5 protein-coding genes and 1 pseudogene are annotated in these 13,926 nt (G+C 67.0%); 1 reads left to right on the forward strand and 5 read right to left on the reverse strand.

Going from position 1 to position 13,926, the window contains the following annotated elements; genetic code table 11:
- Positions 1–47: 47 nt before the first annotated feature.
- Positions 48–275 (reverse strand): DUF3618 domain-containing protein, encoded by a 228-nt coding sequence (locus VEI45_RS11100; protein WP_324853058.1) that lies wholly within the window; start codon positions 273–275, stop codon positions 48–50.
- Positions 276–394: 119 nt separating this feature from the next.
- On the opposite strand from VEI45_RS11100, the gene bcp reads away from it, so the two are divergent.
- The gene (bcp, locus tag VEI45_RS11105) at positions 395–868 is read left to right on the forward strand and encodes a thioredoxin-dependent thiol peroxidase (RefSeq protein WP_324853060.1); all 474 of its coding nucleotides are present in this window, start codon (positions 395–397) and stop codon (positions 866–868) included.
- A 52-nt stretch (positions 869–920) separates the two neighbouring features.
- On the opposite strand, the pseudogene VEI45_RS11110 reads toward bcp, so the two are convergent.
- From VEI45_RS11110 to VEI45_RS11125, 4 genes and pseudogenes are all read right to left on the reverse strand, one after another.
- A pseudogene (locus VEI45_RS11110) lies at positions 921–2,411 on the reverse strand (MFS transporter); the annotation flags it as partial.
- A gap of 71 nt (positions 2,412–2,482) precedes the next feature.
- The gene (locus VEI45_RS11115; RefSeq protein ID WP_324853063.1) at positions 2,483–3,820 is read right to left on the reverse strand and encodes a dipeptidase; all 1,338 of its coding nucleotides are present in this window, start codon (positions 3,818–3,820) and stop codon (positions 2,483–2,485) included.
- A 113-nt stretch (positions 3,821–3,933) separates the two neighbouring features.
- Positions 3,934–4,326: a holo-ACP synthase gene (locus tag VEI45_RS11120; protein ID WP_324853065.1), complete on the reverse strand. Its 393-nt coding sequence runs from the start codon at positions 4,324–4,326 to the stop codon at positions 3,934–3,936.
- A 111-nt stretch (positions 4,327–4,437) separates the two neighbouring features.
- Positions 4,438–13,689, reverse strand: a complete 9,252-nt coding sequence (locus tag VEI45_RS11125) for a polyketide synthase (RefSeq protein WP_324853067.1) — start codon at positions 13,687–13,689, stop codon at positions 4,438–4,440.
- Positions 13,690–13,926: the final 237 nt, after the last annotated feature.

The following is a 13,926-nucleotide window of genomic DNA, read 5'->3' on the forward strand; positions in this document are numbered from 1 at the left end:
AAGGCACCAGCACAGCGCCAGGGCGGCTCGGCGCGAAGCGCGGCTGATCACCGATTCCTGACCCTGCGGACCGCAACGACTACGACAAGAGCCCCAATGCCGGCCAGGGAGATTGCCACCACGGGCTTCTTGACGAACCCGATCACCCGGGCTTTGGCGTCGTCGGCAAGTCGGCGGGGATTGGCCCGCTCAGCCAGTGAATCGACGGTCGACGCGAGCTGGTCGCGGGCCTGGTCGATCTCCTGCTTGATGGTGTCAGGATCCCGCTCAACCACTCTCGTCCTCCCTGTCGTCGGCGCACCAAGGCCGGGCTCGGTCTAGGTTGGTGCCTGCCGACCTACCCTAAATCAGCCGGCGCCGACCCAACGTGCCGGTGAACAGAAAGGGACCTTCCTTGACCGACACCGCACGCCTCGCGCGGGGCGACAAAGCGCCCACCTTCAGCCTGCCCGATGCCGACGGGAAGAAGGTGTCGCTGGCCGATTACAAGGGCCGGCGCGTCATCGTCTACTTCTACCCCGCGGCGTCGACCCCCGGTTGCACCAAGCAGGCCTGCGACTTCCGCGACAGTCTGGCTGAACTCAACGGCGCCGGCCTCGACGTCGTCGGCATCTCCCCCGACAAGCCCGAGAAGCTGGCCAAATTCCGTGACGCCGAAGGCCTGACGTTTCCGTTGTTGTCCGATCCCGACCGCAAAGTGTTGACCGCCTGGGGCGCCTACGGCGAAAAGCAGATGTATGGCAAGACCGTGCAAGGCGTGATCCGCTCGACGTTCGTGGTCGACGAGAAGGGCAAGATCGCCGTCGCGCAGTACAACGTCAAGGCCACCGGCCACGTCGCCAAACTCCGCCGTGACCTCTCGGTCTAGGCCCGCCCAGCGATCTCCCGACCGGCGTCGCCTCGGGTTCTGGGCTCGGTGCAGGAGTGGCATCCTCGGCGCTGGCCGACTCGTCCCGACGGTCAACTTCGGCCATTGTCAAAGGCAATGCCAGCTCCTCCAGCGAGCGCTGCTCGCACGCGATACCAAACCAATGTTCCACAAGGCCTGCACCTGCCATCAAAACTGCTCCGATGAGGAACGACCAGGCGACCTGTGCGCGCTGTCCGGAGTTGATCAACTGGCCGAATACCAACGGCCCGCTGATCCCGCCGACCGCTGTGCCCGCTGCGTAGAAGAACGCGATCGCCAGCGCCCTGGTCTCCATCGGGAAGATCTCGCTCACCGTCAGGAACGCCCCGCTCGCACCCGAGGAGGCCAGGAAGAACGCCGTTGCGAGTACGACGATGAATGTCCAGACGTCGCCAGTATGGCTAACGAACAGCACGGCCAGAACTACCGTCACGACCGCCGAACCGACGTAGGTCAGCGTGATCATCGGTTTGCGGCCGACGGTATCGAACAACCGCCCGAGCACCACCGGGCCGGCGAAATTACTGAGCGCCCACAATATGACAAACATCGGTACTACCGAGGGTTCTACGCCATAGAACCCACTTAGCAGTGTGCCCAGATTGAAAGTCACCCCGTTGTAAAGGAACGCCTGCCCGCTGAACAGTGCCAGTCCAAGAACCGCGCGTCGCGGGTACAGCGTGAATGCCACCTTGGCGATCTCCCGGAAGGGGATCGTTGTGCGTTGACGAATTCTCAGCGGCGACCCTTGCGGTTCGGGAAGCGATCGCCCAGTTTGTTGGCGCAGCTGATCTTCTATCGTCCCGACGATCCGCTCGGCTTCCTGCTCGTCTCCGTGAATGACCAACCACCGTGGGCTTTCTGGGACACCGCGGCGGACAAAAAGGACCATGACACCCAAAGCGGCACCAATACCGAAGCTGAGCCGCCACCCGATATTCATCGGGAAGATCGACGTGTTCAGCAATACCAGTGCGCCGGCCGCTCCTCCGGCAGCACCCAGCCAGTACGACCCGCTGATCACCAAATCCACGCGACCGCGCACCCGCGCCGGGATGAACTCGTCGATCGCCGAGGCAATGGCGGCGTATTCGCCTCCTAGCCCAGAACCGGTAAAAAATCGCGCGATGAAGAAATACCAAGGCGCGAAGGCGAATGCGGTCGCAATGGTCGCGGTCAAATACAGCCCTAGCGTCACCGTGAACAGAGTGCGCCTTCCGAAGCGATCGGTCAGCCGACCAAAAAACAGCGCACCCAGGCACGCCCCGGCGATGTAGAACGCGGCCGCCCAGCCGACCTGTGCGGCGTTGAGCCCGAGACCACTGCCTTGCTGGGTGAGGCGAGACGACACGCTGCCAACCAATGAGACCTCGACCGCGTCAAGCACCCAAACGCCACCGAGACCAACGACAATGCGCCAGTGAAACCGCGACCAGGGCAAGCGGTCCAGTCGTGCAGGTATCCGGGTCGTGATCGTTCGGATTTGCACACTTGGGCTCATGGCTGCTCCGTCCTGATCGAACAGCTCTCATTGAACAGAGGCGCTCACCGAAAAGCGGCGAATCGCAGAACTCACCCAGTCGACGTATTCAGCAGGCTGAGCAGCAGCGCCTCGGCGGTCGCGGCCCGTTCCAGCACACCCAGGTGCAGGCTCTCGTTGACGCTGTGCGCCTGCGTCGCGGGATCCTCCACGCCGGTGACCAGGATCGCGGCCTCGGGGAACGCGGCGGCGAACTCGGCGATGAACGGGATCGAGCCGCCCATCCCCATGTCGACCGGCTCAGCGCCCCAGGCTTGCCGGAATGCCGCGCGGGCAGCGTCATAAACTGCGCCGCTGGCGTCGATGGCGTAAGGCTGGCCGATGTCGCCGGGCGTCACCGTCACATGTGCACCCCATGGAGCATGCTGTTCTAGATGAACGCGCAATGCATCCAGATGCGCGGCGGCGTCGCCGCCGGGAGCTATGCGCATGCTGACCTTGGCGCGAACACGCGGGATCAGCGTATTCGACGATGCGGCAATGGATGTGGTGTCGATGCCGATCACGGTGATCGCCGGCTTGGCCCACAGTCGCTGCGGTACCGATCCGGAACCGATTTCGCTTACTCCGTCTAGCAGACCAGATTCCGCACGCACCCGCTCGGCGGGGTAATCGACTGCGGCGGCTGTGCTTTCGTGCAGACCGGCCACCGCGACGTTGCCGTCGTCGTCGTGCAGGCTGGCCAACAGGCGCACCAGTACGGACAGCGCGTCCGGAACCACCCCGCCCCACAGACCGGAGTGCAGGCCGTGGTCGAGGGTGGCGACCTCGACCACACAGTCGGCCAGTCCGCGCAGCGACACCGTCAGCGCGGGGACGTCGGTGCTCCAGTTGTCCGAATCTGCGATGACGATCACGTCGGCGGCCAACGCGTCGCGATGCGCAGCCAGCAGACGGCCCAGCGACGGTGAACCGGACTCCTCCTCGCCTTCGACGAACACCGTCACCCCCACCGGGGGTTGGCCGTCGTGGGCCCGAAACGCCGCCAAATGCGTTGCGATACCGGCCTTGTCGTCGGCGCTGCCGCGTCCGTAGAGTCGGCCGTCGCGTTCGGTCGGCTCGAAAGGCGGTGACGTCCACTGTGCGGGATCGCCTTCGGGCTGCACGTCGTGGTGGGCATACAGCAGCACAGTGAGCGCTCCCGGCGGTGCCGGATGCCGGGCGATGACGGCGGGTGCACCGCCCTCGCTGACGATCTGCACGTCGTCAAAACCAGCCTGCGACAGCAGATCCGTCGTCGTTTGGGCGCTGCGGTCCACCTGGTCGCGGCGGGCAGGGTCGGCCCCGACCGATTCGATGCGGACCAGCGCCTCCAGATCACGGCGCACCGACGGTAGTACCTCGCGGACGCGTTCGACCAGATCGCTCATGATCTTGAGGCTAGCGGCAGTTCGGTAACGCCGAGATCGACGCCAGCGTGGAAAAGGGACAGGAATGTTGCACTAACGTCGGTCTCGTTGCTTGGCGCCCCCACCGCGAACGCTTACTCAGCCTCCAGGATGGCCACCGCGGCTGCGGTGTCGCCTTCATGGGTCAGCGACACATGGATCGTCACGTCGGCCAAATGCTTGGCGATGGCCCCGGTCAACCGCACCCGCGGTCGTCCCCACATGTCGGTGACCACCTCGATATCGCGGTGGATGTCCTCGCGAAGCACCGGTCGCTGGGAGAAGCGCGACCCCGACCAGGCCTTGATCACCGCCTCCTTGGCCGCCCAACGCGCTGCCAGGTGGCGTGCCGCCGACGAACTCTTGTCCGAGGCGTCGCGCCGCTCACCGGGCGTAAAGGTTTCGGCGAACACGGTTCCGGGCTGGTCGACCTGCTCGGCGAAATCAGTGATGGAGACGACGTCGATCCCGACTCCGACAATGCTCATTGGCGCCGCTCTCCCCCGCAAGCGGGTGGTGCCCCCACCTCGTTGCTCATTTCCGTATCGTCGCCGGCGCAGCTCATGGGTTGCGAACTTATCGGATGTCACAGGAGGTGGTTACAGACGGTATAGGTCCCCGTCACCCAACCGCGCCTCCGCGTCGAGCAACATCGCCGCTTCCTGCCGCTTCTCGGACACCTCGTGGTCGAAGCGACGGTCGGCGGGCCGCTCGTACATCGGGCGGCCGCCGGCTATCGCCGAGGCCAGCCGGCGCTGCCCGGCGAGCACACGAGCGTCGGCCCGTTGCACGTAGTCGGCACGTTGGCCGGCATCCAGTGTGGCCAGGAAGGCCTGCGGGTGCACCAGCGCGACCAGGCCGGACACGTGGCCGAACCCGAGGCTGGTCACCAGCCCGGCCTTGATCGGGAACTTGCCGTCCAGTCGCAGCGTGTCACGTATCCAGACGAAGTGCGCCGAGCCGGCCAGTTCGTCGTCGACGCAATCCAGGCTGCGGTTGGGCGGGATCACCCCGTCGCGCAGGATCTGGCACAGCCCCATCATCTGGAAGACCGCCGCGCCGCCCTTGGCGTGGCCGGTCAGGCTCTTCTGCGACACGATGAACAGCGGCGCTCCGGGCGAGCGGCCGAGCGAGTCGGCCAGCCGCTCATGCAGTTCGGTCTCGTTGGGGTCGTTGGCCAGTGTCGAGGTGTCGTGCTTGGAGATCACCGCGACGTCGTCGGCCTCGACACCCAACTTGGCCAGCGAACGGGCCAGCGGAGAGTCCTTGCCGCCACGTCCGGCGCCCAGTGCACCAAGGCCCGGCGCCGGGATCGAGGTGTGCACACCGTCGCCGAACGACTGCGCGAAGGCCACTACGGCTAGCACCGGCAATCCCATCTTGACCGCGAGGTCCCCGCGGGCGAGCAGGATGGTGCCGCCGCCCTGCGCCTCCACGAAGCCCAGCCGGCGCCGGTCGTTGGGCCGGGAGAACTTCGAGTCCGCGATACCACGGTCGCGCATCATGCCAGTGTCGGCGGTGGCCGCCATGTCACCGAAGCCGATGATGCCTTCCAGTGTCAGATCGTCGATGCCACCGGCGACCACCAACTCGGCCTTGCCCAGCCGGATCTTGTCGACGCCCTCCTCGACCGACACCGCCGCGGTCGCGCACGCGGCGACCGGGTGGATCATCGCGCCGTAGCTGCCGATGTAGGACTGGACCACGTGCGCGGCAACGATATTCGGCAGCACTTCCTGGAAGATGTCGTTGGGCTTGTTACGGCCCAGCAGGTTGCCGTGGTACATCGTCTGCATCGAGGTGCCACCACCCATACCGGTGCCCATGGTGTTGGCCACCAGGCTCGGGTGCACGTAGCGCATCACTTCGGCCGGGGTGAAGCCGGCGGACAGGAACGCGTCGACGGTCGCGACAATGTTCCACACCGCAAGGCGATCGATCGAGGTCGCCATGTCGGCGCTGACGCCCCACACCGTCGGGTCGAAGCCGGTCGGGATCTGCGCGCCGACCCTCCGCGACAGGTTGATGTTACGCGGCACCCGAATCTCGGTGCCCGCCTTGCGGATCACCTGCCAGTCGGTGGAGTCGGGCAACGGCCGGACGACGGTGTGCTCGGGGTCGAACTGGGCGAACGCGCGGGCGTCGGCCTCGCTGGACACCACGAAGCTGAAGTCCTTGTCCAGGAACACGCTCACCAAAAGCGGCGCGGAATGATCCGGGCCGATCGCACCGTCGTCGACGAACTCACGGATGCCGACCCGTTCCACGACGGCGTCGTGATAGCGCTCGACGAGTTCGGCCTCGTCGACCAGTTCGCCGGATTCGGTGTCATACCAACCAGGTTGCGGGTCGTCTTCCCAACGGATCAGCCCGGTGGTCCAGGCCAGCTCGAGCACCCCGGCGGCCGACAGTTCGTTGTCGACCTCCATCTCGAAGCGCGTGCGCGACGAGCCGAACGGGCCGAGTTCGGCACCGCCGACGATGACCACCAAATCGGCGGGGTCGACGTCGAGGTCGTCCCATTCCGGCGGCGGGGCCGGGGTGTAGCCGCGCGGCGGGGACGGCAGAGCAGCGATGGTGCCGTCGGCGCCGGTCTCCTCGGCCCCGTCTCCTGCGGCCTTGGCCGACTGCTCCTCGCGAGCTTTGGCGGCCACTTCGGCCATGTCCAGGTCGACGTCGCCGAGCCCGCCGGTCAGGTCGACTTTGAGCGGCGCGTTGGCGGCGGCGGCCTTGGACTCGATATCGCAGAGCGCAAGCAGCATGCCGGCCATCTCGTCGGTGGAATACGTTGTCACACCGGCTTCTTCGACGGCGCTGACAATCGCGTCGTTGTGTCCCATCAGCCCGGTGCCACGGGTCCAGCCGATCAGCGCATGCGCCAGGCTGACTCGCTGCGCCCACGACGACTCGGCTTGCCACCGGGTCACCACGGCGTCCAACGCCGACTTGGCTTCACCGTAGGCGCCGTCGCCGCCGAACATGCCGCGGTTGGGCGAGCCGGGCAGCACCACGTGCAGCCGCGAGGCGATGTCGCGCTCGGCGCCGATTCGGGACAGACCGCCGATCAGTCGCTGCACCGCCCACAGCAACACCTTCATTTCCATCTCCGAGCGCGAGCCGGCCTCCGACAGGTCGCCGGCGACGCGCGGTGCCGCGAACGGGAACAGCAGTGTCGGCGTCTGCGCGTCCTTGATGTGAATCGACTGCGGGCCAAGGCTTTCAGTCTGCTCGGTGCCGACCCATTCGACCAGCGCGTCGATGTCGGAGTAGGACGCCATGTTGGCCGCCACTACCCACAGGGCGGCGCCGTAGCGGGCGTGGTCGCGATACAGCGACCGGTAGAACGCCAGCCGCTCGTCGTCGAGCCTGGACGTCGTCGCGATGACGGTGGCACCACCGTCGAGCAGCCGTCCGACCACCGACGCAGCGATCGAGCCCTTCGACGCACCGGTCACCACCGCGACTTCGTCGGTGTAGCGGCCGTTGTCCGGGTTCTCCGCGCCGGCAGCGATCCGGCCGTACAGCGAGGCGTGGATCTGACGCCCGGCCGCGAGTGCCTTGCCCTGCCACCAGGTCGCCTGGGTCGCCACGACGTGGCCGGCGCCCTCGAACCGCTCCGACAGCCGCGCCCAGTCGGCGTTGGCCTCGTCGTCGTCGGTCAGCCAGAGCTTGACCAGGTCTTCGCGGGCGCTGGCCCAGCGGTCGTCGAACACCACGGCCTTCTTGCCGTCGAACACCGGCGCCACCAACCGCGGCCAGTCCGCGCCCAGTTCGGCGGTGACCAGATCGATCAGCTCGGCGTCGGTCGCGGCGGGCGGCACGGTGACCGTCTCGTCCAACCCCAGCTGACCCAGCACCAGGCGGGCCGCCGAGGCGAGCACCCCGTCGCGGCCGGTGATCTGCTCAGTGAACTCACCCAGCGCCGCAACGTCGACGGTGGCACCGCCGCCACCACCGGAGGACGGCAGCGCCACCGCAATCCCGCGGCGTGCGGCCACCCCCGCGACCGCGGCGTCGATGACCTTGTCGACGGCCGCGGCGTCGGCCAGCGCACCCTCGTGCAGATTCCCCATTGCGCCGCCGCGAACGCTGGTGCCCTCGCGGGTTCCGAGCGCGACTTCGACCGTGACGTGTTTAACCCAGCCGTCACCAAGCTCCCAGGTCTTCTTCACCCGTTCGGCGATGGCCGCGGGCCGCTTGCCCGACGGGCCCAGCGCCGACCGAAGCTGGTCGTTGATCGCGTCGGAAAGCACAGGCCCATAAGGCTTATACGTGCGTGCCAGTTTGGTGACCTGCGAGCGCAGCCCGGCCAGGTCGGCCTCGGCGGCGCCGTCGATGGCACCGAGGTTCAGCTCGGAGCCCAGGTCGACCAGCAATTGGTTCCGCCGCGAGGAGGCACCGTCGGTGATGGACTCGATGGAGTCCAGCTCCTCGATCTGGTCGATGCGCATCTTGGCCGAGAGCGCGATCAGCGCCAGGGTCGCGTCGGCCGCGTCGAATGGAATGTCATCGGGGCGTGGAGTACCTGACGGAGCTCCGGCCGGAGCCGGAGCGACGGCAGGAACGACATTGGAGCTGGGTGCGCCCTCCAGCGAGGCAACAGCCTCGCCGGAATCGTCCGGCAAATCGTCCTCGTCGTCAGGTTCCGGATCGGTGTCGGTGGCGAACAGCACCGCGGCGTCGCGCTCGGCATTGAGTACTTCGACTGTGCTGTGGGCGTATTCGGGCAGCTTGAGGGTGTTGGTGGCCAGCCCGCTCACCGTCGGCGACGACTTCACGCCGATCTCGACGAACCGCTCCACACCCAAACCGCCCGCGGCTTCTTCGGTGAACAGCAAGTCCTGAGTTTCGATCCAGCGCACGGGGCTGGCGAACTGCCAGGCCAGGAGCTCGATGAGAACCGTGCGGGCCATCTCCGTGTACCGCTCACGGCGCCAGGTGTCGTAGTCGGCGAGGATCTCATCGAGCGGCTCGGCCGGCACCAGATCGCGGATCTCCTGAATGAAGTCGCGGTCGAGGCTGAACGGGCGCGGCACCAGGTTGGGGATGTACCGCCCGATGATCAGGTTCGGGTCCTTGTCGCGTGGCATGACCCGCTCCAGTGAACGGCGGAAATCGGCCACACCGACCCGCAGCACCTCGGAGTGGAACGGCACGTCGATGCCCGGCACCAAAATGAACGACCGTCGACCGCCGACGAGTTCACGCCGCCGCTCCACCTCAGCCTCCAGCTCCTCGAGACCGTGGACCGTGCCGGCGATCGCGTACTGCGAGCCGCGCAGGTTGAAGTTCACGATCTGCAGGAACTCGCCGGTGCGCTGCGAGATCTCGTCGACAAACGCCGGCACGTCGGCGTCGTCGAGATTGATCTGCGACGGGCGGATTGCGGCCAGCCGGTAGTTGGAACGGCCCAGCTCGTCGCGCGGCACGATGTCGTGCATGTTGGACCCGCGCTGAAACACCGTCTCCAGCAACGCTTCTAGCCCGTAGATGTCGCTCACGCAGGCTAGCGCCGTGTACTCGCCGACGGAGTGGCCGCAGGCGATCGCGTTCTCGACGAATGCACCCTGCTCGCGCATCTCGGCGACCTGCGCCGCAGCCACCGTCGCCATGGCGACCTGGGTGAACTGCGTCAAATACAGCACGCCTTCCGGGTGTTGGTAGTGCACGCCGCTGGCAATCAGGCTGGTCGGGTTGTCGCGCACCACGTGCAGGATCGAAAAGCCCAGCGTTTCGCGGGTGTGCTTGTCGGCGTCGTCCCACACCTTGCGGGCGGCCTTCGAGCGGGCCCGGACTTCCATGCCCATGCCCTTGTGCTGAATGCCCTGACCGGGGAACGCGTAAACGGTCTTGGGCGCAGCCAGCCGTGCCGTCGCCGACATCACCAGATCCGAGCCGACCCGGGCAGCGACCTCCACAACCTCTGCGCCCTGGTCGATTCCGACGCGGTCGACCCGAAAGTCAACCTCGTCGCCGGGGCGCACCATACCCAGGAAGCGTGCCGTCCAGCCGACTAGTCGGGCGGGCGGACGGGCCTGGCCGTCGGTGGCGGTGACCACATGTTGTGCCGCCGCGGATAACCACATCCCGTGCACGATCGGCGATTCGAGACCGGCCAGCAGTGCAGCAGACCGGTCGGTGTGAATCGGGTTGTGGTCGCCGGACACCACCGCGAACGGGCGCATGTCGACCGGTGCGATGAGCGTGACGTCCCGCCGGCGGCGCCGCGGGGTGTCGGTGGCGTTCTCCGATACCGCGCCACCGGCCCGAAGCGGGTCGGTCAGTTCGCCAGCGCCGGTGCGGCCACGAATTGCAAACCGCTCCTCAAGAGTCGCAAGCACAGTGCGGTCCGCGGCGGAGACCGTCACCGAGATCGGCACCACCCGGCCGACTTCGGTGTCGGTGGCCACCGAAGCCGTTGCGGTAATGGTTAATTCGGCCGATAACTTGGGCAGGGAGCCAAGCAGGTGCGTGGCATGATCCAGGTGCACCAGGCTCAGCAGCCCCTCCACGACCGGGACACCAGAAGCGGTGACCGCGGAGCCGATGGCCGCGAAGACCGCCGGCCAGCATCGACCGACCAGCGCGTCGGGCACGGTGGTGAGGGTGGGCGCCAGCGGCTCACCGAAGATGGCGGTGACCCCGGTGTGGTCGGCCACCCGCTCGGGGTCCCACGGCACGGTCACGGTGGCCGTCCCGTTGTGCACCCGGGGCAGCATCTCCGGACCATCGACACCGGCGGCGATGGCCAACACCGAACGCATGGCCTCGATGGCGTCCTTGGTGCGGACAACCGGAATGCCACCGTCAATCGTGCTGGCGGGCAGGCTGAATCGGATGTCGATCCACGTGCCCGCGATCGGCACGCTCAACACAACCTGGTCACCGTCGCTCTGCAGTCGCGCGCCGGTGGATGAATGGGTGGCCCGTGACTCTTCCGGTCCGTCGTGTACCTGCCATTCGCCGGGATCAGCGATGCGGTGCACCGGGTTGGTCGCGATGCGGCCGGCCCACAGCACATCCGGCGCGTCCAATATGACGGCCAGCGCCCCGTGCACATCGATGCGACCCTGCCGACGCGCCGTCACCGGTGTGGGCTGCGCCCCGGTTGACAGCACCTCGTCGATCGCGGCCTGCTCGAAGCGGTCCAACAATTCGCCGACCGGTTCGTCCATCCGGGTGATGCCGGCGACCGAAGCGGTGCCAGGAATGATGCACACCTGGTCGGCTTCGTAGCGGGCGTCGTGGGCCTGCCACAGCGAGTCGCTGCGCCACCAGCGCCGGACGTCTTTGTCGATGACCGGCACGAAGTTGACCGGCTTGCCCAGCGTCTTGCACAGCGTGACAAAGAACGACACGTCGGCCGGGTGCAGTCGCACGGTCTCGGCGTCCGGATAGTGCGTCAGCAGAGTGGCGATTGCCTCGTCGGGGTTCTCCAGCAGCGTCTCGTCGGCGAACAGCGTCTCGATCGGGCCGTGGTCCCGCGGGTGCAGCCGCGCCTCGGCCCGGTGCAGCATCTGCTCGAACCGGTCGCGCCAGGTGTCGGCCAACCACGGGCTGCCCGGTGCGGCGGTGTCGGCCGTGCTGTTGCCGTCGCCGATGGCCAGCTCGACATAACGCTGCAGCCACTGCAGGTAGGTCATCTCCTCGACGTGGCCGAAGTACGGCTTGGCGGTGTCGGCCATCGCCGCGATGATCTCGTCGCGGCGCTCCGCGACCGCTTCCGCGTCTCCGGCGACCTCGTCGAGCAGGCGCCCGCAACGCGAAGCGGAGTTGTCGATCTCGTGGATGTCGGCGCCCAGCTGGCTGCGGCTGGAAGCCATGCCGCCCTGGGCTTTTCCGGCGCTGATCCAATGGTCGGTGCCTTGCGTTTCGACCAGCATCCGTTTGACCGATGGTGACGTGGTGGATTCCAGCGTCGCCATCGCCGCGGTGCCGACGAGAATGCCGTCGACGGGCATCAACGGGAAGCCGTAGGCCTCGGCCCAGCGCCCGGACAGATATTCGGCCGCCCGCTCCGGTGTTCCGACGCCGCCGCCGACGCAGACGGTGATGTTGGGCCTCGACCGCAGTTCCGAATAGGTGGCCAGCAGCAGGTCGTCGAGGTCTTCCCAGGAATGGTGGCCGCCGGCGCGTCCACCCTCGATGTGCATGATGACCGGCTTGGTCGGCACCTCGGTGGCGATGCGGATGACCGAGCGGATCTGCTCGACGGTGCCCGGTTTGAACGCCACGTGGCTGATCCCGATCTCGTTGAGTTCGTCGATCAGCTCGACGGCCTCTTCCAGTTCGGGGATGCCTGCGCTGACAATCAGGCCGTCGATCGGCGCGCCGGACTGACGAGCCTTTTGTACCAACCGTTTTCCGCCGACCTGCAGCTTCCACAGATACGGGTCGAGAAACAGCGCGTTGAACTGATAGGTCCGGCCGGGGTCAAGCAGCCCGGAGAGTTCGTCGATGCGGTCGTTGAAGACCGGTTCGGTGACCTGCCCGCCGCCGGCCAGCTCGGCCCAGTGCCCGGCGTTGGCCGCGGCGGCGACGATCTTGGCGTCGACGGTGGTCGGGGTCATGCCGGCCAGCAGAATCGGCGACCGGCCGGTCAGCCGGGTGAACTTCGTCGAGAGTTTGACTCTGCCGTCGGGCAAGCTGACCACCGACGGTGCGTAGCTCGACCACGGACGGGCGACCTCGGGAACGGCGCCGATCGTGAACAGGTTGCGCTGACCGCCGCGGGTCGCGGCGGGCACGATCCCGATGCCGAGGCCGCGGATCACCGGTGCGGTCAGCCGGGTCAGGATGTCGCCGGGCCCCAGGTCGAGAATCCAGCGGGCGCCTGCCTCGTGAACTTTGACAACCTCGTCCACCCAGTCGACCGGCTCGACCAAGATCGACTCGGCCACCGCGCGGGCCAATCCGACATCGAGGCCGACCTTTTCGGCCCAGTCGCCGACGATGTCGATGCCGTCGGCCAGGCGTGGCGTGTGGAAGCCCACCTCGACCTGCACCGGATCGAAGACCGGCGCGAAGACGTCGCCGCCGCGGATCTTGTTCTTGCGGTCGGCTTCCTCCTTCTCCGAGATCTGCCTGCAGTAGAGCTCGAAGCGGGACAGCTGCTCGGGGGTGCCGGTGATGACGACCGAGCGCCGCCCGTTGCGGATCGACAAGACGGGCGGCAGCACGGTCCGGACGTCTTGGGAAAAGTCCTCGAGCAGCCGGTAGATGCGCTCGGGGTCGGCGTTGCTGACCGACACCATCGGTGGGCGATCGCCGAGGACGGAGATTCCGCGCCGGCGGGCCACCAGGGTGCCGGCGGCGCCGATCAGCTGGGCCAGGGCCAGCAGCTCAATATCGCGTTCTCCAGCGGCTTTCAGAGCCTCCACGGCCAAAATGCCCTGGGAGTGCCCGACGACGGCCACCGGAGGGGTGGCTTGCAGGTCCATGCCCTGCCGCGCGAGGGTGCGAATCGCTGCGATCTGGGTCAGCAGCACGCCGGGCAACGACACCGCGGCCGACGTGAGTTGCCTGGCGGATGGAACCGGGTCTTCCGCAGCCAGCGCACGTACCCAACGCAGCGGCTCAAAGCCGATGGGACGCACGACGACGAGTTCCTTGGCGACCGGCTCAAGCAGCAGGTCCACCTCGCCAACCAACGTTGCCAGCTCGGATTCGATGCCTGCCGAAGAGACCAGCTCTTCCAGCGTCTCCAGCCACGCGCCGCCTTGCCCACCGAACGCGACGGCGTAGGCCTCGCCGTCAGTGAGACGATCGACCAGAGCATGGGTGCCCTGCGTGGCCTCCGCGGTCATCCCGTCGTGGTCAGCGGACACTCGGTGGTGCTCGTAGATCGTCACGTGTGTATCTCCCTATAAGCGCTTATCGCCTTGCGTGTCAGAGCCGCGCTGCCCTGCGGATGTCGTCTAAACCCCGACTGAGCCCTTGTCCAACCGGCCGCGTCTCGACTGATCCGGCTTCGGCGGGCCAACCGAGGGCGCGTCATCGGCTGCAATAAGAGTGTCATAAGAACCATCGGGAGTTTCCGGCGTGAATCGGTTACTGGTGAGTTCTACGCGCGGGTAATGGTGCGCTGG

It is taken from the genome of Mycobacterium sp., from assembly GCF_035623875.1.
GTDB lineage: Bacteria > Actinomycetota > Actinomycetes > Mycobacteriales > Mycobacteriaceae > Mycobacterium.

Coding starts and splice junctions, on each gene's coding strand:
- VEI45_RS11115 (WP_324853063.1), bottom strand. CDS start 3,820: ATGAGCGATCTGGTCGAACGCGTCCGCGAGGTACTACCGTCGGTGCGC.
- VEI45_RS11120 (WP_324853065.1), bottom strand. CDS start 4,326: ATGAGCATTGTCGGAGTCGGGATCGACGTCGTCTCCATCACTGATTTC.